This is a genomic window from Halomonas sp. DP5Y7-2 (genome assembly GCF_019802025.1).
GTDB lineage: Bacteria > Pseudomonadota > Gammaproteobacteria > Pseudomonadales > Halomonadaceae > Halomonas > Halomonas litopenaei_A.
This window is the reverse complement of sequence record NZ_JAHVHY010000004.1, coordinates 412,342-432,116: the sequence shown is the minus strand read 5'-3', so window position 1 is coordinate 432,116 and position 19,775 is coordinate 412,342. Positions and strand designations below refer to the sequence as shown.

The following is a 19,775-nucleotide window of genomic DNA, read 5'->3' as shown; positions in this document are numbered from 1 at the left end:
GCATCAAAATGCTCATTTACACCTCGTAAACTGCGCTTTCTCACCGATTTTTGCCTTGTCTAACCTTCGCTCGTCGACTTTTCGGACAAAGCCTATCGAATCAGTAGATCTTGGCCTCGCCCCTGGGCCTGGTCTTGAAACGTCGATGCATCCACAGATATTGCTCCGGGTGACGGCGAATCGCCTGTTCGATCACCTGATTGATCCGGGCCGCATCGGCAACTTCATCTCCGCTGGGAAAGTTATCCAGCGGTGGCAGGTATTCCAGACTGTAGGTCCGGTCGTCGGGATTGCGATGGAAGATCAGCGGCATCACCGGCGCCCCGGTCATCTTGGCGATCTTGGCGGTCAACTTGATCGACGCCGCCTCGACGCCAAAGAAGGGAGCAAACACGCTGGCATCGCGGCCGAAATCCTGATCAGGGCTGTACCAGACGTGGTGTCCCGTCTTGATCCGACGCACCACGCCACGCAAGTCATGGCGGTCGATGGCCGTACCAAAGATGCCGTTGCGCGCCCGGGTCATGAAGCGTTCGAATACCGGGTTGTCATGGGGACGGTAGACCACATCGGCGGGGAAAAACAGCGAGTGCAGGGCACCGCCAAGATCCAGCGTGGAAAAGTGAATGCCGATGATCAGCGCGCCCTTCCCCGCCTCCTCGACCCGAGCCATATGCTGCTGGCCCTTGAACGTCACGCGGTGGCGCAGGTGCTCGGGATCGCGACACCAGCCCGTCGCGGTCTCGAAGATGCCGATACCGTTGGCCATGAAGCTGTCCTTGACCAGGCGGGCCTGGGCCGCCTCGTCCAGCTCGGGAAAGCACAGACGAATATTGGTCTCGGTGATCTGGCGACGGCGCTTGGCAAAGCGCCAGGCGGCAAGCCCCGTCAGGCGCCCAAGCCCGAGCTTGACCCGCCAAGGCAGCCAGGCACTGACACGCATGCCGGCAATCGCCAGGTAAGTCGGCCAGTAGCGGGGCTGGGTCCAGTAGCGTGGCTTGGTCGATGTGTCCTCTGACATGCGATCCCTCGTCGGTCGGTCCAGGCGACCAACGGAGGCAGGCCGTCAGTCGATATGGCCGCCATTGTAACGCCTGGGCACCCTGGGCAGCACCCCGGTCAGCAAGGTATAGCTGATGGTATCGCAGTAGGTCGCGACCTCATCCACGGAGAGCACAGTACCAGTCTGGCTGCGCCCCCACAGCACCACCTCGCTGCCGATATCGGCCTGAGGCATGTCGGTGAGGTCCACCGTCATCATGTCCATGGATACCTTGCCCGCCAGACGACAGCGTTGACCATCGACCAGCACAGGGGTGCCATCTACCGCGTGTCGGTCGTAGCCATCACCGTAGCCGCAGGCCACCACACCGATGCGAGTCGGCGCAGAAGTGACAAAGCGGCCGCCGTAGCCAACCGGTTCACCTGCGCCAAGTTCGCGCACCGCGATGATCTCGCTGCGCAGCGTCATGACCGGAGACAGCTGCTGGCTGGCGTCATTGGCCTGTTCGAGGGGATCGGAACCATACAGCATCACCCCCGGCCGGTTGATCGCCCCGTGGGCCTCGACGTGGGCCAGAATGCTGGGAGAGTTGGCCACGCACAGCGGAGCATCAAGCTGTTCCGCGAGCGCCATGATGATCTCTCGCTGCTGCGCGAAGTAGCGGTCGTCGCGACTGTCGGCGGTGGCAAAGTGGCTCATCAGATGCAGGTCCCTCACCACTTCAGGTGCCGCCTTGAGCGCCTTCCACACGGCGGCGGCGCGGTCGGGAGAAAAGCCGAGCCGATGCATGCCGGAGTCCACCTTCAGCCAGGTCATGACCGGCCTGGCCGGCCGCCAGGCCAGCACCGCTTCGAGCTGCCAGTCACTGTGAATGGCCATACCCAGCTCCAGCGACTCCACCAGCGCCAGCTCATCGGCGCTGAAGATTCCCTCGAGCAGCACGATAGGCTCGCGAATACCGGCCTCACGCAGTGCCATGGCCTCCTCGATCGCCGCCACAGCGAACATCGGCGCCAGGCCCGCCAGCGCCTTGGCACAGGTCACCGCCCCGTGACCATAGGCATCCGCCTTGAGCACCGCCACACTCAGGCTGTCGGGAGCAAGCCCGGCCGCCAAACGGTAGTTATGACGCAAGGCGTCCAGGTCGATATGGGCGATGAGCGGGCGGGACATGGGGGCTCCGATGACAGGATTCAGGGATGGTTCGCCACCACATTATGCTCGATACTCGGAGCCATTTCATGGCATTAAACGCCATTAAATCCTGTGTACCTAGCTGTTCTTTCTCAACAAATAGAGCTCTTTAGAAAAATCCCATAAAAAACGCCGGGAGTGCATCTGGAGTGATCCAGAGCAGCGCCCGGCGCTTGAGCAAGTCGGTTGATGTTTCCACGCCGCACTGGCGTTCACTGAGCGATCTCTTCGCTCAACCGCCGTCCATCCGGCGGCGTCAAGCGACTCGGCTTACTCGAAGATGGCGTCCAGGGACAGGCCCTGCTTGTCGAGCATGCGACGCAGCTTCTTGAGTGCCTCGACCTGAATCTGGCGCACTCGCTCCCGGGTCAGGCCAATCTCTTCACCGACCTGCTCCAGAGTTGCCGCCTCGTGCCCGCGCAGGCCAAAGCGACGTACCACGACCTCGCACTGTTTCTCGGTCAGCTCGGCCAGCCAATGATCGACGTGGGCCTTGACGTCGCCATCCACCAGCGTCGACTCGGGCCCCTGATCGTTGTCATCGGTCAGGGTCTCGATCAAGGGCTTGTCGCTCTCGCCGCCCATCGGGTAGTCGACCGAGGATACGCGCTCGTTAAGCCCCATCATCTTCTTGACCGTATCCACCGGCTTGTCCAGATGCTCGGCGATCTCTTCGGCGGTCGCCTCGTGATCCAGCTTCTGGGTCAGCTCACGGGCCGCGCGCAGGTAGATATTGAGTTCCTTGACCACGTGGATGGGCAAGCGAATCGTGCGGGTCTGGTTCATCAGTGCCCGCTCGATGGTCTGGCGAATCCACCAGGTGGCATAGGTCGAGAAACGAAAGCCACGCTCGGGGTCAAACTTCTCGACAGCGCGAATCAGACCGAGGTTGCCCTCTTCGATCAGGTCGAGCAGCGTCAGCCCACGGTTGAGGTAGCGGCGCGCGATCTTGACGACCAGGCGCAGGTTGGACTCGATCATGCGAGCCCGTCCCTGGGGGTCTCCCTTGCGCGCCAATCGCCCGAAATAGACCTCTTCCTCGGGCGTCAGCAGCGGGGAAAACCCGATCTCGTTCAGATAGATCTGGGTGGCATCCAGACTCTGGCGCGCGTAGCGATCCTCACGGCCCAGAGCCTTCTCGAAGGCCTCGGAATCGTCATCGGCGTCCTCGATGTCATCGGCCTCGTCTGTCACATCCTCGACAGCGTCATCATCGGCCTCGTCTACGGTATCGAGGTTCACATCCTGAAGGTCCCGTTCAAGCATGCTCATCGTATAACTACCCCGTGGTTGCGACCCGGCGTTGTCGTGAACCTCCACGATCAACGCCAAAGATTATTATTGTGTGACGCTCATCCGGGAGAAACGTGGAGTTTCTCAACGGGAAGGAAGATATTTCGTCGGATCCTGTGGTTGGCCATCCTTGCGCACTTCAAAGTGCAGGCGAACATCCTCGGCGTCGCTGTCTCCCATCGTGGCGATCACCTGACCGGCCTCGACGACGTCATTCTCGCTGACCTTCAGGCTGTCGTTATGAGCGTAAGCACTGAGATATTCGTCGTTGTGCTTGAGCAGGATGAGCTTTCCATAGCCCCTTACACCGCTGCCCGCGTAGACCACCTTGCCTGGACCCGCCGCTCTGACAGGTTGCCCCTTTTGACCGCCGATATCAATGCCAGCGGTGATGCTGGAACTTTCGCCAAATTGGCTGACTACCTGGCCATCGGCAGGCCACTGCCAGGGCACCTCGTCCACTGGCGTGTAGGTACGCGTGGTGCTGGCTGAAGCGCTACCGGAGCCGCTGCTGGACGCTTCCTCGGAGGCGGCTTGAGCAGTGCTGGAATCCGCTTCACTGGCCGAGCCAGATTGTGCAGATTCGCTATTTTCAGACATCTCACGCGCCTCTTCATCGGCGGCGGCCACCACCGACTCCTCGGCCTCGCGTCTGGCCCGCTCGGCCTGGTCACTGTCGCTCAGGCCTTCGGCTCCGGGGCTGTCATAGTCATAAACAGGACCCGGGCTGCCAGCGCTGGCTCCCGCCACACCGGCAGCGCCCTGCACGGCCGCTGACGATACCTGCTCAGCGCCATTGCTGACCGTTTCCGTGCTGCCGTCCGGCAACAGCCATTCGAGATCTTCACCGGAGGGCTGGCTGGCCGGAGTGGATTGGCCCAATGGCGTGGCCACGGCGCCCTCGTTGGCGCTGGCGACAGCACCGGTGGCCGCCATGCCTCCTGCCTGGGAGCCATCGGCGGACAGGCGCAGCGTCTGGCCGACGTCGATCCGATAGGGCGGTGTGATGTTATTGAGACGTGCCAGCTCACGAAAATCCATGTCATGCCGCCAGGCGATACCGTAGAGCGTGTCGCCGGACTGCACGGTGTACTGAGCCGGCACCTGGGCCGCTCTGGCCGAGGACAGGTCCTGGACCTGAACCGGTTGACTGGCGCCCTGCTGATTGGCACAGCCTGCCAGGGCCAAAGCCAGGCTGGAGATGACGAAAATCTTGTGCATCGTGTGATGTCTCCTTGTCGGCAGTCCGCTAGTGGCGGCCGGCGATAGTGTCTTTGCGAGTGGCTGAGGTGTCTCCGACCCTGGCGACGATGATCACCAGCAGCATGCCGAAGATAGCCAGCGCGGTCACCCCCACCAACTGCGCGGAGTCTCCGGTAACCGCAGAATAATCCCAGGGCGCCAGATAGCGGTAGTCCAGCGGTATGACCTGGCCATCGGATCCCAGCTGATAGCGGGTCAGCTCGCGCCACGGCCACAGAATCGGCAGTGAACCCACGATAAATCCTACCAGCAGTTGCAGCGTGGCCGTGTGATGACGTTGCAGCAGCCAGGACAGGACCCGGGAAAAGGTGAACAGGCCAATCAGACAGCCCAATGCGAACAGTCCCAGCAGCGGAATGTCGAATCCGCGTATCCCCTGCATCACGACATCGTAGAGGCCCATGCTCAGCAGCAGGAAGCTGCCGGAAACCCCGGGTAACAGCATGGCGCTGATGGCGATGGCACCGCCCACGATCAGCACCAGCGCCGGCGTGCCCAAGGCATTGACCAGCGGCATCAGCGACGGCAGAGCCTGGGCCAACACCAGCCCGAGCGCCAGCGGCAAGATGTGCCACCAGCGCCAGTCGGCAGGGTGCTTGCCCACCACCAGCGCGGAGGCCGCGACCAAGCCAAAGAAGAAGCCATTAAGCAACAGCGGGTGCGCGTCCAGCAGCCATACCACCAGGTGGGCCACCGTGATCAGGCTGGCCAGGATGCCCGCCATCAGCGGAAGCAGGAAGCTCAGGTTGAGATGAACCACCAGCCCCTTGAGGCCACCGCTACGCAGCGCACCGAAAGCGCTCGGGCCGAAACGCTTGATGGTGTGGATCAGTTCTTCATAAATACCGGTGACGAAGGCAATCGTGCCCCCCGAGACTCCCGGTACGGCATCTGCCGCCCCCATTCCCGCCCCTCGCAGGAACAGGCCAAGCGAATGTTTCAACGAATCACTCCTTCCAATAAGGGCACGAAGCGCACCGGCTCCAACCGTTCGTATTCATAGCGTTCTCCATGGCGGCGCACCCGCGTCAGCCACTGCTGTCCGTCCTGCCCCTCCAACGGAGCGATCAGTACCCCCTGATCGACCAGCTGTGACAGCAAGGGCTCCGGCAATTCGCTGGCACAGGCGGTCAACAGGATGACATCAAAAGGGGCCGCTTCCGGCCAGCCATGCCCACCGTCGGCCAACCGCAGCCTGGCGTTGTGGGCTTTCAGCAGGCGCAGTCGAGATGCCGCCACGCGATGCAGAGCATTGATCCTCTCCACCGACCAGAGTTCCTCGACAAGGCGCGCCAGGATCAAGGTCTGGTATCCCGACCCGGTACCTACCTCGAGCACCCGCCGGGGAGACTCCTGCAGCACCAGCTCGCTCATGCGCCCGACTATCCATGGCTGGGACAGGGTCTGACCGTGACCGATGGGCAGCGCCGTGTCCTCGTAGGCGCGGTGCGACAGCGCTTCATCAAGGAAAAGATGGCGCGGCTCGCTAGCCATCACCTCCAGCACCTGGGATGCACACACCCCTTGATCGCGAAGCCGCTGGACCATCCGGTCCCGCGTTCGCTGGGAGGTCATGCCGACGCCTTTGAGATCAGGTGAGCGCATCAAGCCAATCCTGCACATCGTTGCGCGCGGCGTGGCGCGTCAGGTCGGTCTGCAGCGGGGTAATGGACACGTAGCCCTGCGCCACGGCAGCAAAGTCGGTGTCATCGGCATCGTCTGCGTTGTCCCCGACAGGAGCAATCCAGTAGCGCACGCGGCCGCGGGGGTCTCGCGCCTCAATGGGACGCTCGGCGGGTCCACGATAGCCCATGCGGGTTACCCGGAAGCCCTTGATCTCCTCCCAAGGGAGATCAGGCACATTGACATTAAGCAAGCTGCGCGGCGGCAGAGACAGTTGCTCGAGCCCTCCCACCAGGCTCGCCGCGACCCTTCCCGCAGTGGCAAAGTGGTGCTCGCCGACCAGTGACATGGCAATCGCCGTCATGCCGAGGTTTCTGCCTTCCATGGCGGCAGCCACCGTGCCCGAGTAGAGCACGTCATCGCCAAGGTTTCCGCCATGATTGATGCCGGAAATGACCAGATCCGGCGTCTCGTCCCACACCCCATTGGCGCCAAGATAGACGCAGTCGGCGGGGGTCCCATCGACACTGTAGAACCCATCATGGGTCGGGGTCAGCGACAGCGGCCGCGACAGCGTCAGCGAGTTGCTGGCTCCACTGCGATCACGGTCAGGGGCCACGACCCTGAGCCTGGCGCAGGGCACCAGCGCGTCATGCAGCGCCTTAAGGCCAGGCGCATGGACGCCGTCATCGTTCGATAGCAGCAGTCGCCTCATGGGGTATCTCCTTGTTCGTCAGCGATGTTCCGCCCACCTGCGGTGGCCTCTGACGCAGTGCGAAACTGCAGGCTCGGGTGGGTCATCAACTCGCGCAACACGGCGGTGGCAAAGGCACCGGCGGGTAGCCGAAAGCTCAACCACACGGCCTCCCCTTCCCGCACCAGGCTGGCCTCACCAAGCATCACCCGCAAGGCCCTGCGCGATGCCTGCACGCCCGCCTTCTCCAGGCCCTGACACAGTGCGGAGGCGGCGCCAAGCACGTCCTTCTCCCACGCGCCGGCATCGGCCCGGGCGCGGCTTCCGCCGCGGCCCCACAGCACTGCAGTAGGATGAATGTCACCCTGGGCGAGCCGCAGGGACAGGTCATCATCCGACGGCCCCTCGCCACTACCTGAGTCGGCGCTCGCTGCGTGGCTGCCTGCTGGCACGCTATCTGCTGACGTGGCTGCGAGCGCCTCGCTGGCGCCGACCTCGAACAGACTGCGGCTGCCTTCCAGCATCATCACGTCACCCGAGAGAACCTGACGCCACTCTCCCCGGCGCAGTCGTTCGGCGAGCTGGGCGTTGAACAGGTAGCTGCGCGCGGCGGACAGCAGCATGCCATCGCGATCATCACGCTTGCGCCAGCCTCGCGCCAGCACCGCCACGGCGCGGCTGAGGTTACGTCCCTCTGGACCAAAGCGCTGCGGGCCAAAGTAGTTAGGCACGCCATCCTTGATGACCGCGTCAAAGCGCGCCGCCAGCTGTGTATCGTGCACCACCGGCCCCGTCACCTTCAGTCGAAACCGGTTGCCGCGATGCACGCCACGCTTGAGCTTGCGCGGGTGACGGGCGCGCGCTTCCACCTGGTAGCCCTCGGCGGCCAGGCGCGCTTCCAGGTCGGCGGGAGCCTCCTTGCCGGGCAGGTGCACCGAGAACCACTGGCGCGTCACCGCCACCCGGTCCTTCATGCCGGCATACCCCACGTCACGGCGAGTGACGCCGCATAGATGGGCCAGGGACGAGGCGACCCGGGAGGTGGTGGCATCACGCTTGGCGATCCACAGCCAGAGATGTTCCCCCTGCCCTTCCGGCGCAAAGCCCAGGTCCTCCTCGACCAGGAAGTCGTCCGGCGTCTGCCGGTACTCACCCGGCTGGGGTGCACCCAGGCGATCATCCAGATAACGAGGCCACTCTGGCGGCCAGACAATGGCGTCGGTCATGGACGCTCCTGTCCCTGAGCCCGCTCCCGTTCTCCCTGCTGGTCGATACCGACCGCCTCGATTGCGGACAGCAGCACCACCGCCTCGGCGGCGATGCCCTCGCCCCGGCCGGTAAAGCCAAGGCGCTCTGTCGTGGTGGCCTTGACGTTGACGGCGGCGAGATCGATTCCCAGGTCTTCCGCCAAGTGCCCCCGCATGGCCAGGAGATGAGGCGCCATCTTGGGCGCCTGAGCCATCAAGGTGGCATCCAGGTTGGCCACCTGATACCCCGCAGCGGTCACTTCCTGCATCACGCGCCGGAGCAGGTCGCGACTGTCGGCACCCTTCCAGGCCGGATCGGTATCGGGAAACAGGTGGCCAATATCTCCCAGCGCACAGGCTCCGAGCAGCGCATCACTGACGGCATGGAGCAGCACGTCCCCATCGGAGTGAGCGACGAAGCCGTGAGCAAACGGCAGGCGCACGCCGCCGATCATCAGATGGTCGCCGTCGCCAAAGCGATGTACGTCAAATCCGTGGCCTATCCGCAAAGGCAGTAGCATAGTCGATGAGTCTCTTACGTTTCCCGCGGCGCGCCCGCGCTGGAGAGCAACAGCTCTGCCAGACGCAGGTCCTCGGGATGGGTGATCTTGATGTTGTCGCGGCGTCCTGACACCAGCCGGGGCGAGAGGCCCAGCGCTTCCACCGCCGAGGCCTCATCAGTGATGCGCGCAACGCCGATGCCATCGGCGGACAGCGCCTGCCCCAGCGCGCGCTGCAACAGCGCAAAACGAAAGGCCTGCGGGGTCTGGGCCTGCCACAGGCCGCGACGATCTTCGGTGCCGGCGATGTGCCCCTGACCGTTGTCACGCTTGATAGTATCCGCCACCGGCGAGGCCAGCAGGGCACCCTCCGTAGCCTCCAGTGCCGCCTGATACAGATGCTTCAGGTCCTCGCTGCTGACACAGGGACGAGCCACGTCATGCACCATCACCAGGTCATCCGGCTGGCACTGGGTCTGGATCGCTGCCAGCGCATTGACCACGCTGTGCACCCGTTCGGCACCGCCAGGAACACGCTGCCAGTGTGGAAACGGCACCAGCGCTGGGTCGAACCAGACATCCTCCGGCGACAGGCAAAGACACAGGTGGGCATCGGGAAAGGCCTGATACAGGCGTTCAAGGGTATGCGCCATGACCGGACGCCCGGCCACCTCCCGGTATTGCTTGGGCATATCGCCCCCGACTCGGCGCCCGACGCCGGCGGCTGGCACGATCAACCACAGTCGTGGAGCGGCAGCACTCATTGGCTACTCGCTCCCTGCCCGCTGCCTGGCTCAGGCTGGGGAGACGGCGCGACGTCCGTCTCGACCCCGGGCACCCAGAAGAACTGCTCGTCGGTGCGCACCATCCCGACATCGCTGCGCGCACGCTCTTCAATGGCATCCAGACCGGTCTTGAGGTCCACCACCTCGGCGCTCAGCCGCGAGTTACGGTCACGCAGCGGCTGATTCTGGGCTTCCAGTGCTTCCACACGCCCGCTGACTTCATTCATTTCCATGACACCACCCTGGCCCAGCCACAGTCGATACTGAAGCAGGGCGAGCAGTGCCAGCAGCACTATCGCCAAGGTCTTGAGCATGAGGGTACCGTCGACATTCGATTCGGCGCCTAGTATGCCATCGCCCGCCCATCCGGGGCGAGCCGCAGGGCCATCCGGAGCGTGCGGCGGCTATCCCCGGCTCGATGTCGCCACAACACACCGCGGCCACAACCGCTCGCTACCGCAGCAGACGGATATGACAGGGAGTCGATATGCCAGGGTGCCGATACGACAGCGGCCGCCATATCATGGCGGCCGCTGGGTCACGGGTCCGACTACTGTTGCATCCGACTACCGTTACAGCTGGAACGGCATGCGGAAGGTCAAGCTGATGTCCGAGGCGTCATCGGTCATGCCGATGCCCAGGTTGGTGACCACCGAGGTGGAGTCGGACATGGCGTAGGTACCACCAATATTGAACACACCGATGTTGGCATCACTGCCGATGACGTCGGTCTTGCGACCGCCATCCGGGGTGATCTCGGTCTTGCGGATGTACTCATGTGAATACGACAGCGCAAGGCTCAAGCGCTCGTTCAAGGCAAACGCCGTACCAAAGCCCGCGCTGATGCTGTCCCCCAGGTCCACTTCGGCCTTCTGGTCTCCCTCGCCTGCCGAAATGTCGTCGAACTCTTCCTCGATATTGTAGGTGTACCCCAGGTTGGCAAAGACGATGGCGGGATCCAGGGTCTTCAACACCGAGACCCCAGCCGTCACGCCCCAGACCCCGTTACCGGTAGGCAACTCCTTGGGCACCGAGAGGTTACCCGCCGAGTCGACCTGCTCGATCTCGATCCCGTAGGGGTCCTTGCCGGTCGGTGCGCGCACTCCGAGACTCACCACCACGTCGGGCCGCTCCGTGGTCTCGGGCAGCAGGCGATAGGACAGACTCGCCGAGATGTCACCCAATCCGGCCTCGTCGACATCCTCCTCGACATTCTGTTCGGTGGAAAACTCGCCACCGATGGACTGGATGGTGGTCGTCCGATAGACGAAGGGCACGTTGATGCTGGCCTCCAGCCTGTCGGTCAAACCATAGCGGGTGTTGATATCCAGCGTGGTGATATGGGTCTCGACATTATCCAGATTGAGCTCGCCGAGGAAGATCGCATCGAGGGCCAGAAAGCCGCGTAGGGCCAGGCTGTCGCGATCAGAGTAGGTATAGGTGATGCCCGGCTCGATGGTCAGTCGGTCCGAGAACAGCGCGTGTTCCTCACGGAAGATATCCTGCACGCTGCGCGAGGCTTCCTGAGACTCCAGCGCCTGCTGCTGCTCGGCACCCACGGTCTGCTGGGCGAAAACCGGTGTCGCGGCACCGGCAAGCAAAAGGCCCGCCAGGGGCGGGCAGAGCGTCCTGTTGATGACGATATTCACGTCGTTCTCCTTGTCCCCGAAATGGTCGCTTGTCGTTCTTCACTCTTTCTCGAGGGGCTACCTGCAACCGGTCGTCTGGCGCGCCCGTCAGGGGGAGGCCTGGCCCACCTGCATGCCAGTACCAGCGTGCCTCCCGTGCTCCTCTCCCGGCAGGAGTTCCCTGTCACCCCTGCTCAAGCGTAGTTAATGTGTACGTTAAAAGAGTCTTAAATACCGCGATTCGGGCATTTATTGTCAACGCAAGGCGGCTGCCGCCTTGATTCCACTCAGCATGCCGGGCGTCGCACGATCCCCCACGCCGGACTGATTGCCCATATACAGCTGCAGCCGGGTGAGGTTTCGCACCTGCTGCAGGCTGCTGGACAGCTGAATCGCCTGACTAAGCCCACTGCCTGGCACGATGGCCTGACGAATGTTGCCCATGCCCGGCATGTCGATGGACACGCTCATGTCGTTGCCCACCGCGGACACCGCGATGGTGCTGCCAGCGACCTGGCGGGTTCGGGTACCTCCCCCACTCGCGCTGCTGGTGCTGAAGCTGGAGGCATCCAGCACATCGATCACCAGGTCATTGGCGGCCACGTTGAAGTCACCGCCGGCCTGGATCGACTGCACGACCCCGGAGGCATTGGCGGTCCCCTGGTCGACCACCCGGGCGCCATTGCCAAGTCGCGCCAGACCCGCTCGGCTTTCCACGACGGTGATCGTGGGTTCAAAGCTGACACTGGGCTGCTGCCGGCTGAGATCCCCCAACATGCGAGCGCCCGCGGCCAGCTGGTCACCGGCGGCGGTGCGCCACTCACTGACCATCTGCACGCCAAAGAACATCAGCCGCCCCTTGTCGGCAAAACGGCCTCGCTGCACGCCAAGCTCGTTATCCGAAAGCTGGCGTGCACTGGCGAAGCCTTCAAAGGTGGTAAAATCGGTGGTGGCGGCCTGTGCCGCCGGTATCGACAGGGACAACGCCAGCGCCAACAGCATGGCGCCCCTGCCTGCCCCTGTTCCCTTGTCCTGTCCCATCATGTTCGTGCCCCCTGATCGACGGCGCCTCACCACGCCGCAGAGCCTTGCCGCTTTGTGATCGTTGTTGTCAGAACAGCTCGGCGTGACGGAAACCGAAGTCGATCATCTGTTCGCGTGATACGGGAGAAAACACGTCCTTCATACGATGCGCCGTCAACGGCTGGCGCGGATCCAGCAAGGCGGTATAGCGGTCGAAACCGTCTCCCACCACCGCGAAAATGATGTTGTTCCAGGCGGCCAGGAAGTCGTCACGGGTCATTACCCGATTGCCCAACGCCGGATCGCCGATGTAGACGCGATCCCCGCTGGCCTTCTTCATGACCACGAAGTGTCTGTATCCGTTGAGGTCCAAAAGGACGATCACCGGTATCGATACCTGGTCCAGGGTGTCGCCATCGACTTCATAGCCGCGGCCCCTGAGACCCAGCGTCTCGACATAGTTCTTGAGATCCAGCAGGGAGAAGCCCTGCTGCTGCACCAGCTCCAGATCGGCCACCTCGAGCATGCCCGCCAGGACATCGTGCTCGGTGGTATCGGACATCTGGTAGGCGTACTTGAGAAGCGTGGCTAGTGACGCGGCACCACAGGAAAAGTCGGTGCGCTGCTCCACCAGGTTCTCGTAGCGACGTTCACGGATGGACTGGACGTCCTTGTTGATCACCGTCCCCGGCACAATGCCGCCCAGGCGGATGGTGGCGGCGTGCCCGTCGAGGGCGGGCAGTGCCAGGCCAAGGGCGATTGCCGTGGCCAGCGACCAGCGTGGCAGCGTCATGGTCGGTCTCCCTTCGTGCTGAACGTCGTGGTGAAAGAACCCCGGCCCGCAAGGGCCGGGGAGTATCACGAGAGTGATGTTGGCTTAGTTCTCGCCACCGCCACCACCCATGGAGGTGCCACCCATGCTGGAGGCAATGGACAGCGAGTTGCGCTGCATGTTGCCGCCGCCAGCGGCGATGTTGACGCCGATGTTGCCGGTGGCCCCGGCCAGGGCGTTGGTGCCGAGAGAGGCGTTGTTTTCCTGGTAGACCAGGCGCTGGCGTGTATCGATGCTGAAGCCAGCGGAGACGCCACCCAGGCTGATCCGGCCGCGCTCGCGGAAGCTCAGAGTGCCGCTTTCCTCACCCTCGAACTTGCCTTCGTTCTTCAGGCCGCCAATGGTCGGACCATTGTCGTCGAAGTCGATGTGGCCCCACAGCACCTCGCCACCAGAGTGTCCAGCGCCGCCCTGCCAGATTTCCGGATAGACGTCGTTGGTCTGTGCCCAGTCACCTTCGTAGGAGCCGCGACCGCCACCCACATAGCCACCGCGCAGTGCGGTCTTCTCGAGATAGGCAGAGGTGTTGGTCAGAGTCACGACTTCGCCGCCTGTCATAGAGGTGTTGCCAAAGCTGGCCTGGACGCCGCCGGATGTGGCATCGGCGCTGCCGCTGGCAGTGTTGACCGACGCGGCCAGACTGTTGTGCTGGGCGTTGCCGATACCGGCGGCCACGTTGACACCCACATTACCGCTGGCATTACGCAGCGCGTTGGTGCCCATGCGTGCATTGTTCGGGCTGGCGCTGATGTCGGTAGTGTTGTTGGAGGCGGACTGGAAGGAGAACGACGCAGACTGGCCGAACACGGTGGCGGCGTCAGAAGATGACAGCGCGGCATCGTTGGCCTGCTGGTTGTTGTCACCGGCCGCCACGTTGACGCCGACGTTACCCGAGGCGCCCTGGAGGGCACCGCTGCCCAGGGTGGCATTGTTCTTGGTCAGGCTCTGAGAGGCTTCGTTGTCGTCGCTGAACTGCTTGCTATCCACAGTCGCGCCAGAGTAGTTGGGATCATAGAAGATCGACCCGCCCAGGGCGCCCAGGCGCTTGTAGGTGTGGGAGTCGTTCTTGATATGAACGTCGTAGCGGTTGTTGACGTCGGAATCCATGTAGGAATCGGTGTCGAAACGGTTTTCCGCCATTGCCGCGGGCGCGGCCAGAAGTGCAGAGATGGCCAGAGCGAGCGGAGCTTTTTGGAAAGTTTTCATGGTCGTTCTCCTGAATGAACCGTACTGCCTATTCACTGCTGTTATTGACGTCACCCTTTGCTTCGTATCTTGACGCTATTGGTTGAAGCGAAAGCTGAAGCTATTGCGAGTGGCGTTCCCCGTGCCGGCTGACTGGTTGACTTGAATCACTCCTCTGGCCCCCGCAAAACTGCTCTCGTCAATGTCGAGATTGCGGGTCACGCCGTTGGAGTCACTGCCGTCCCCCCCGTTCAGCCCCTGCCTTGGAGCCAGCACCTGTTGCAGACTGTCGTCGCTCAGGCCGCTGACCGTGCTCCCCAGAGCCATGCCGAAGCTGTTGCTCTGAAGGTTGCCTACTCCCGCCGTCTGGTTGACGGACATCCATCCGGAAGATTGCCCAAAGGCCCCTTCTCTGATGGCCGTCCCTACCTCCATGTCGGCGAGTCGCTCGTCGATGCGCACCTGCTGCACCAGACGATTGTTGATCGTGGCAGCGTCACCGGTTGCCAGTGAGCCGCTGCTGGATTGAAGATTCTGACTACCGGCGGCCAGATTGGCCGACGTCACACCGCTGACACCGCTGAGCGCCTGTCCACTGATGACGCTGCTGTTTCTCAGCACCCCCAGGTCTTGTCCCCTGGCCGAATCCGGGCTGACCATCACCAGCCCCAGGGCCGTGGCGAACATCACCACCCGTGTCAGCCGCAGCGGTATGGAGGACAACGCTGACATCTCGGCTGAGGCGTCCATCGCAGGCTTTAGTTGTTGAGTCAGCATGCTCAGCGCCTCCCGCCGGTCAGGGGCGCCAGCGCCCCGGTCACGGTGTTGGCGATACCTGAGGTGGCTCCGATCACGCTGCCACCGGTGGATCCGCCGCCCACGGATGTCGCCACTCGATTGCTCGAGCCGACGCCGCCACTGCCAAGATGGGTGCCGGTGCCGAGGGCGCGGTGCATCTGGTTCATGCCTTGCCCGACGCCGGCACTGATGCTCGCGGCCCGGGTATCGTCGAGAACGATGGCGGTGACGCCTCCCATACGGCTGTGGACGCTACCGGTCGCGCTGCGCGCCATATTGCTGCTGCGCATCAGGTCAGCCCGCGCTCGGATAGGGCCGCTGTCGCGATTGACGTATCCGAAGGGTGCTGTCTCGACTTCTCGCAGCACGATGATTTCACCCGGCTGGACCCCAGGGCGTAGCTCGGCAGCCTGACTCTGACCGGTCCCCACACCGGTCAGAGCCGCCACTGCTGCAGCAGCCAGCATCAGACGCCACTGGCAGGCCACGGCCACGCCGCCCCCTTGCCCTGCTTCCATCCCCTGCCCTTCGTTGACTTTCAGGTGTCCCATGGTGATCACCAGTCCCGTTGCGTAGTGACGGTGGCGCTCTGCCGGTTGTTCAGGCCGTTGGCGACACGATGGCTGCTATCGCCGCCACCGCCCCCTGCGCCGCGCCCTGGACGCTCGTCCCAAAGAATGACGCCGTCAGCGTCTATTGCTGTGTCGGGAACAAAGCGTCCGCGAATCTGGTCCAGCGCTCCGTCATTGACGATGTGCTGTTCTATCGGAGTGGCGAATACCTGGGTCGCATCCGTCAGCGAGTTGTCGGACTGGGCCTGACCTGCCGCGGCTAGCGCAGCGGTCGCAATGATCGCGCTGGCTACGCAGCGAAACTGAATTCGGCCTTTCGCGATCATCTGGTTCATGTCGGCATCTCCTGCGGATGTTGATCCCTGCGCCCCTTTGCTCCTCGCCAAGTACAGAGCAAACGGCGTGCCAACTTTTAAACCATTGATATTTAATAAATTTTATTTTCCACGCTGTCGGAAACTGTTAACTGGCTGATACAACGAGCCGAGACACCACCTGAAGGACCTGCACAAAATGAGATTTAATCCATTGTTTTTAAATGGATTTAAAGGATAAGTAACAGGACTGGTACAGCCTTGGGCGCGACCGAGCTCGCCGAGGCCAAACGCCAGGAGCTGAAAAGGAAGGGAGTGCACGCGAACCCGCACAAATCGTAGGTTTCAGCGCACAGGAAAAAAAATCGACACACCGGTGAACAGGCTGTTGGCATGCGTTACGCCAACGTCGCCTCCGAGTCAGCAAGGACGTACCCATGGGCAGCCGATATGCTGACCAATGCCTTCCGAGAACCAAAAGCCATCGGCAAGCAACTGTTTTTATTGGATGAAAAAAGAATCGAAGGACATGAGGCGGGATGCAATTATGCTGTTTCACTCACGATACAGTTTCTGTTTCGAGCCCCTTCAGGCTCACTTCAGCTCACTGCATGGCTTTCACTGCCTGGTTGTCACTACTTGGTTTTCACTACCTGGTTTTCACTACCTGGCTTTCACGACATGGCCGCCATTGGACGGCCTTCTCTCGGCGACCTCCATCCGGGGTGTCAGTATCAGCAGGTCAACCTCAGGAGAAAGTGGCTTGCCAGACACGCAAAGGCCCCGCCATCGCGGGGCCTTGCAGGGTATCGGCCCTGAGCCAGTGCCACCCTTGAAAGCCGAGACAGTCATATAGGCTCGGGGCATGGGAAAACGGCTAGACAGCGCCTGTGTGGCCTCACTGTCCACCGACATGGGGTTGAGCAGGCCTCAAGGAATCGACAGCTTCAGGCGAGAAAAGGGGCACCGCCTCCCTAAGAGAAGGCGGCCTCCTGGGGCGGGGTTCGGGAGATACCGTGCTTGTCGAGCAGGCGATAGATCGTCACTCGGGAGACTCCCAGCTCCTTGGCCGCGGCATTGACCCGGTACTTGTTGCGCCCCAGCGCCGAGAGCAGGGCATCCCGCTCGGCTTCTTCACGCACCTCTTCCAGGGTCATCTGGTGCCTGTTCAGGCCGCGACGCTCGATCCCGAGGTCTTCTGGCTGAATCAGCCGGTTTTCACACATCACCATGGCCCGACGCACCCGGTTGATCAGCTCACGCACATTGCCCGGCCAGTGGTAGCGCTGCATCACCGACAGCGCCTCGCGGGAAAAGCCTTTCAGACAGGAGGCCTTTTCGCTGGAAAAGCGTTCGAAGAAGAACCGCGCCAGGATCTCGATATCTTCGGAGTGCTCCCGCAGCGCAGGCACCTTGACCTGGAGCACGTTAAGACGGTGGTAGAGATCCTCGCGAAAGCGCCCCTCCTTGACCGCCAGGTCCAGATTGACATGGGTCGCCGCTACGATGCGCACATCCACGGGGATATCGTCGAGTCCCCCGACACGCTGGATGCAACGCATCTCCAGAAATCTCAACAAGTTGACCTGCAGCTCCAAGGGCAAGTCGCCAATCTCATCGAGAAACAGGGTGCCCCCGTCAGCGGCCTCGATGCGTCCAATCTTGCGCTGGGTGGCCCCCGTGAAGGCGCCCTTTTCGTGACCGAACAGCTCAGACTGAATCAAATGCTCGGGCAGGGCTCCACAATTGATCGCATGGAACGCTTCTCGTGACCTGGCCGAGCGCTCGTGGATGGCCTGGGCGGTCAGCTCCTTGCCGGTGCCGGATTCCCCGCTGATAAAGACAGGCGCATCGACCACCGCGACCTTGCGGATGGTCTTGAACAGATTCCACATGACCGGGGTCGTGCCGACAAACTCGTATTCGGAATCTTCTGCGCTGGTCGACATGCTCTGCTCTTCTCGATCGCGCTGCTGCAGGCGCGCCAACTCGGACGCATGCTCCAGAAGAATCGACAGACGCAAGATATCGACCTGGGGTGACACCAGCGAATGGCTAAGATGGGCCATGATACGGCGCTTGTCGGCATCGCCTATCTGTTCTTCCGAGCCCACCGCAATCCAGGGCCTTTCGCTCTTGAGAATCAGCGGCTCCAGGTGCCTGAGATCATGGCTGGACAGATCCCCCAGCACCATCACCCCTACCTGGCAAGGGTCATCTACCTGTAACCGGCAATCGGACAAGGGGGTGATCAGGGGATGCATCTGCCATCCACTGCTCTGCAAGCCTTTCAGCAGATGACCGGCGTCCCCCTCTGGATTGCCGATCCACCAACTGCACCGCGGCATCACATCCATCGTGTGTCCCCTGAACCCGACGCCTCGCCCAGCAGGCCATGATCACGGCAATCGCGCGATCCATGGCCCAATCGGCACAACCTTGACACGCTGCGCCGGCACCAGCCCCATGGACATCACGCTCGTTACCTTGCGACATCACGCCGGGTCGGTACTGCCGTCCGGTAAGTGACGGCCAAGATGGCCACTGGGTTGCCTGGATACGCTTCGTCGGTATGTCGTCGTTGTCTTACATTCTTATCGGTTGAATCATAGCACCGTATCACTCGCTGCCTCGAAACGGTAATCCACGCTCGGCAGCCTTGACGTAGCCGTCCACATGCAGGGCCTCTTCTCGACAAAAGCGCTGCACCGCGTCAGCAAGGCGCGGGTCGGCGATGTGATGCAGGGAGGTCAAACGCCTGGGGGCGAAGCCGCGAGCCACCTTGTGCTCGCCCTGGGTACCGGGATCGAAACACGTCAGACCTTGCTCCAGGCAATGTTCGATCCCCTGGTAGTAGCAGGTCTCAAAGTGCAGGCAGTCTGCCATGACCTCACTGCCCCAGTAGCGGCCATACAAGGTGTTGCCACCTTGCAGGCACAGCGCTGCGGCGACCGGGCGTTCGTCAACCAGCGCCTGAATCAACACCAAGCTGTCCGGCATATTGCGCCGTAGCTGCTGGAAGAAGGGTTCACTGAGATAACCGGCGCTGCCTCGCTCCAGATAGGTGATGCGGTAGCAGCGATAGAAATGGTGCATCGCGGTCTCATCGATGTCGCGACCCTGAAGCCGGCGCATGCGTATGCCCTGATCGGCGACCCGACGCCGTTCTCGCCGCACTTCCTTGCGGCGCCTTGAGGTCATGGCAGCAAGATAGCCATCGAAGTCGCCAAATCCCCGGTCGCGCCATTGAAACTGCTGTCCCTTCCTCGGGATGAGCTCAGGGCAGGCCTGTTGCCAATGAGCGATTTCATCGTCTTCGGCGAACAGCAGATGCCAGCTTGATAGGCTATCGTCGGCCTCCCACTGGCTGGCCAACAGCCTTATGGCGGCACCAGGGTCTTCGCCTTCGGCCAGGGCTAGTCTCGGCCCAGGAGCTGGGGTGAAAGGTATGGCGCTGATCGCTTTCGGATAGTAGCGACCTCCTGCTCGCTCCCAGGCATCGGCCCAGGCCCAGTCGAACACATACTCGCCCCAGGAATGCTCCTTGTAATACCAGGGCAACGCCCCGACGAGACGATCTCCTCGCCACAGGGTCAGGTGCGCGGGCAGCCACCCCGTTCCCTCTCCCACCGCCGCAGTCGCCTCCAGCGCATGCAGAAACTCATGGCGCGCAAAGGGATAGTCCGGCCCGACGACGGCGTTCCAGCGGTGGGCCGGTATCTCCGCCATGGCCGTCAGTCGGCGCAGCTCCAGCGCCGGTTCCTGATCGTTGCTGTTGGCCAGAGGGGGTATTGGCATCACAACTGCCTCCTAGCGCTTTG

20 protein-coding genes are annotated in these 19,775 nt (G+C 62.5%); all 20 read right to left on the bottom strand.

The features are described 5' to 3' along the window. Positions 1–100: 100 nt before the first annotated feature. The 20 genes from lpxL to KUW18_RS08605 all read right to left on the bottom strand — a co-directional run bounded on the left by lpxL (position 101) and on the right by KUW18_RS08605 (position 19,752). Positions 101–1,021: an LpxL/LpxP family Kdo(2)-lipid IV(A) lauroyl/palmitoleoyl acyltransferase gene (lpxL, locus tag KUW18_RS08700; protein ID WP_206941201.1), complete on the bottom strand. Its 921-nt coding sequence runs from the start codon at positions 1,019–1,021 to the stop codon at positions 101–103. Positions 1,022–1,066: 45 nt separating this feature from the next. Then, entirely contained in the window at positions 1,067–2,176 is a 1,110-nt protein-coding gene (gene alr / locus KUW18_RS08695; protein ID WP_222561185.1) for an alanine racemase, read from the bottom strand. A 291-nt stretch (positions 2,177–2,467) separates the two neighbouring features. Then, entirely contained in the window at positions 2,468–3,463 is a 996-nt protein-coding gene (rpoS, locus tag KUW18_RS08690; RefSeq protein WP_206941780.1) for an RNA polymerase sigma factor RpoS, read from the bottom strand. A gap of 111 nt (positions 3,464–3,574) precedes the next feature. Continuing rightward, complete coding sequence (locus tag KUW18_RS08685; protein WP_222162780.1) at positions 3,575–4,711, bottom strand: peptidoglycan DD-metalloendopeptidase family protein; 1,137 nt, start codon at positions 4,709–4,711, stop codon at positions 3,575–3,577. Positions 4,712–4,739: 28 nt separating this feature from the next. Further along, positions 4,740–5,657: a DUF368 domain-containing protein gene (locus KUW18_RS08680; protein ID WP_222162909.1), complete on the bottom strand. Its 918-nt coding sequence runs from the start codon at positions 5,655–5,657 to the stop codon at positions 4,740–4,742. Between the two features lie 35 nt (positions 5,658–5,692). Next, complete coding sequence (locus tag KUW18_RS08675; protein WP_206941207.1) at positions 5,693–6,358, bottom strand: protein-L-isoaspartate(D-aspartate) O-methyltransferase; 666 nt, start codon at positions 6,356–6,358, stop codon at positions 5,693–5,695. Next, positions 6,345–7,091: a 5'/3'-nucleotidase SurE gene (gene surE / locus KUW18_RS08670; RefSeq protein WP_222162779.1), complete on the bottom strand. Its 747-nt coding sequence runs from the start codon at positions 7,089–7,091 to the stop codon at positions 6,345–6,347. Before surE ends, KUW18_RS08675 begins: the two co-directional genes overlap by 14 nt. After that, positions 7,088–8,296 (bottom strand): tRNA pseudouridine(13) synthase TruD, encoded by a 1,209-nt coding sequence (gene truD, locus KUW18_RS08665; protein ID WP_222561184.1) that lies wholly within the window; start codon positions 8,294–8,296, stop codon positions 7,088–7,090. Before truD ends, surE begins: the two co-directional genes overlap by 4 nt. Then, positions 8,293–8,826 carry a 2-C-methyl-D-erythritol 2,4-cyclodiphosphate synthase gene (gene ispF / locus KUW18_RS08660; protein ID WP_277987379.1) on the bottom strand — a complete coding sequence of 178 codons (534 nt, stop codon included), beginning with the start codon at positions 8,824–8,826 and terminating at the stop codon, positions 8,293–8,295. The genes truD and ispF overlap by 4 nt, the downstream gene beginning before the upstream one ends. A gap of 26 nt (positions 8,827–8,852) precedes the next feature. Next, a complete protein-coding gene (gene ispD, locus KUW18_RS08655) occupies positions 8,853–9,581 on the bottom strand; it encodes a 2-C-methyl-D-erythritol 4-phosphate cytidylyltransferase (RefSeq protein WP_222237573.1) in 729 nt (242 codons plus the stop codon). Next, the gene (ftsB, locus tag KUW18_RS08650; protein WP_206941219.1) at positions 9,578–9,916 is read right to left on the bottom strand and encodes a cell division protein FtsB; all 339 of its coding nucleotides are present in this window, start codon (positions 9,914–9,916) and stop codon (positions 9,578–9,580) included. Before ftsB ends, ispD begins: the two co-directional genes overlap by 4 nt. 258 nt (positions 9,917–10,174) lie before the next feature. Then, the gene (locus KUW18_RS08645; RefSeq protein WP_224851990.1) at positions 10,175–11,251 is read right to left on the bottom strand and encodes a transporter; all 1,077 of its coding nucleotides are present in this window, start codon (positions 11,249–11,251) and stop codon (positions 10,175–10,177) included. Between the two features lie 234 nt (positions 11,252–11,485). Then, complete coding sequence (locus KUW18_RS08640) at positions 11,486–12,274, bottom strand: hypothetical protein (protein WP_222162775.1); 789 nt, start codon at positions 12,272–12,274, stop codon at positions 11,486–11,488. A gap of 67 nt (positions 12,275–12,341) precedes the next feature. Next, the gene (locus tag KUW18_RS08635) at positions 12,342–13,046 is read right to left on the bottom strand and encodes a C39 family peptidase (RefSeq protein ID WP_206941223.1); all 705 of its coding nucleotides are present in this window, start codon (positions 13,044–13,046) and stop codon (positions 12,342–12,344) included. 84 nt (positions 13,047–13,130) lie between these two features. Further along, on the bottom strand, positions 13,131–14,291 hold the full coding sequence (locus KUW18_RS08630) for a hypothetical protein (RefSeq protein ID WP_222162774.1): 1,161 nt from the start codon (positions 14,289–14,291) through the stop codon (positions 13,131–13,133). Positions 14,292–14,366: 75 nt separating this feature from the next. After that, complete coding sequence (locus KUW18_RS08625; protein ID WP_222561183.1) at positions 14,367–15,047, bottom strand: hypothetical protein; 681 nt, start codon at positions 15,045–15,047, stop codon at positions 14,367–14,369. Between the two features lie 2 nt (positions 15,048–15,049). After that, positions 15,050–15,619 carry a hypothetical protein gene (locus tag KUW18_RS08620; protein WP_222561182.1) on the bottom strand — a complete coding sequence of 190 codons (570 nt, stop codon included), beginning with the start codon at positions 15,617–15,619 and terminating at the stop codon, positions 15,050–15,052. A 5-nt stretch (positions 15,620–15,624) separates the two neighbouring features. Then, positions 15,625–15,975 carry a hypothetical protein gene (locus KUW18_RS08615; protein ID WP_206941231.1) on the bottom strand — a complete coding sequence of 117 codons (351 nt, stop codon included), beginning with the start codon at positions 15,973–15,975 and terminating at the stop codon, positions 15,625–15,627. A gap of 953 nt (positions 15,976–16,928) precedes the next feature. After that, positions 16,929–18,302, bottom strand: a complete 1,374-nt coding sequence (locus KUW18_RS08610) for a sigma-54 interaction domain-containing protein (RefSeq protein WP_224908422.1) — start codon at positions 18,300–18,302, stop codon at positions 16,929–16,931. Between the two features lie 271 nt (positions 18,303–18,573). Further along, positions 18,574–19,752: a GNAT family N-acetyltransferase gene (locus tag KUW18_RS08605; protein ID WP_206941233.1), complete on the bottom strand. Its 1,179-nt coding sequence runs from the start codon at positions 19,750–19,752 to the stop codon at positions 18,574–18,576. Positions 19,753–19,775: the final 23 nt, after the last annotated feature.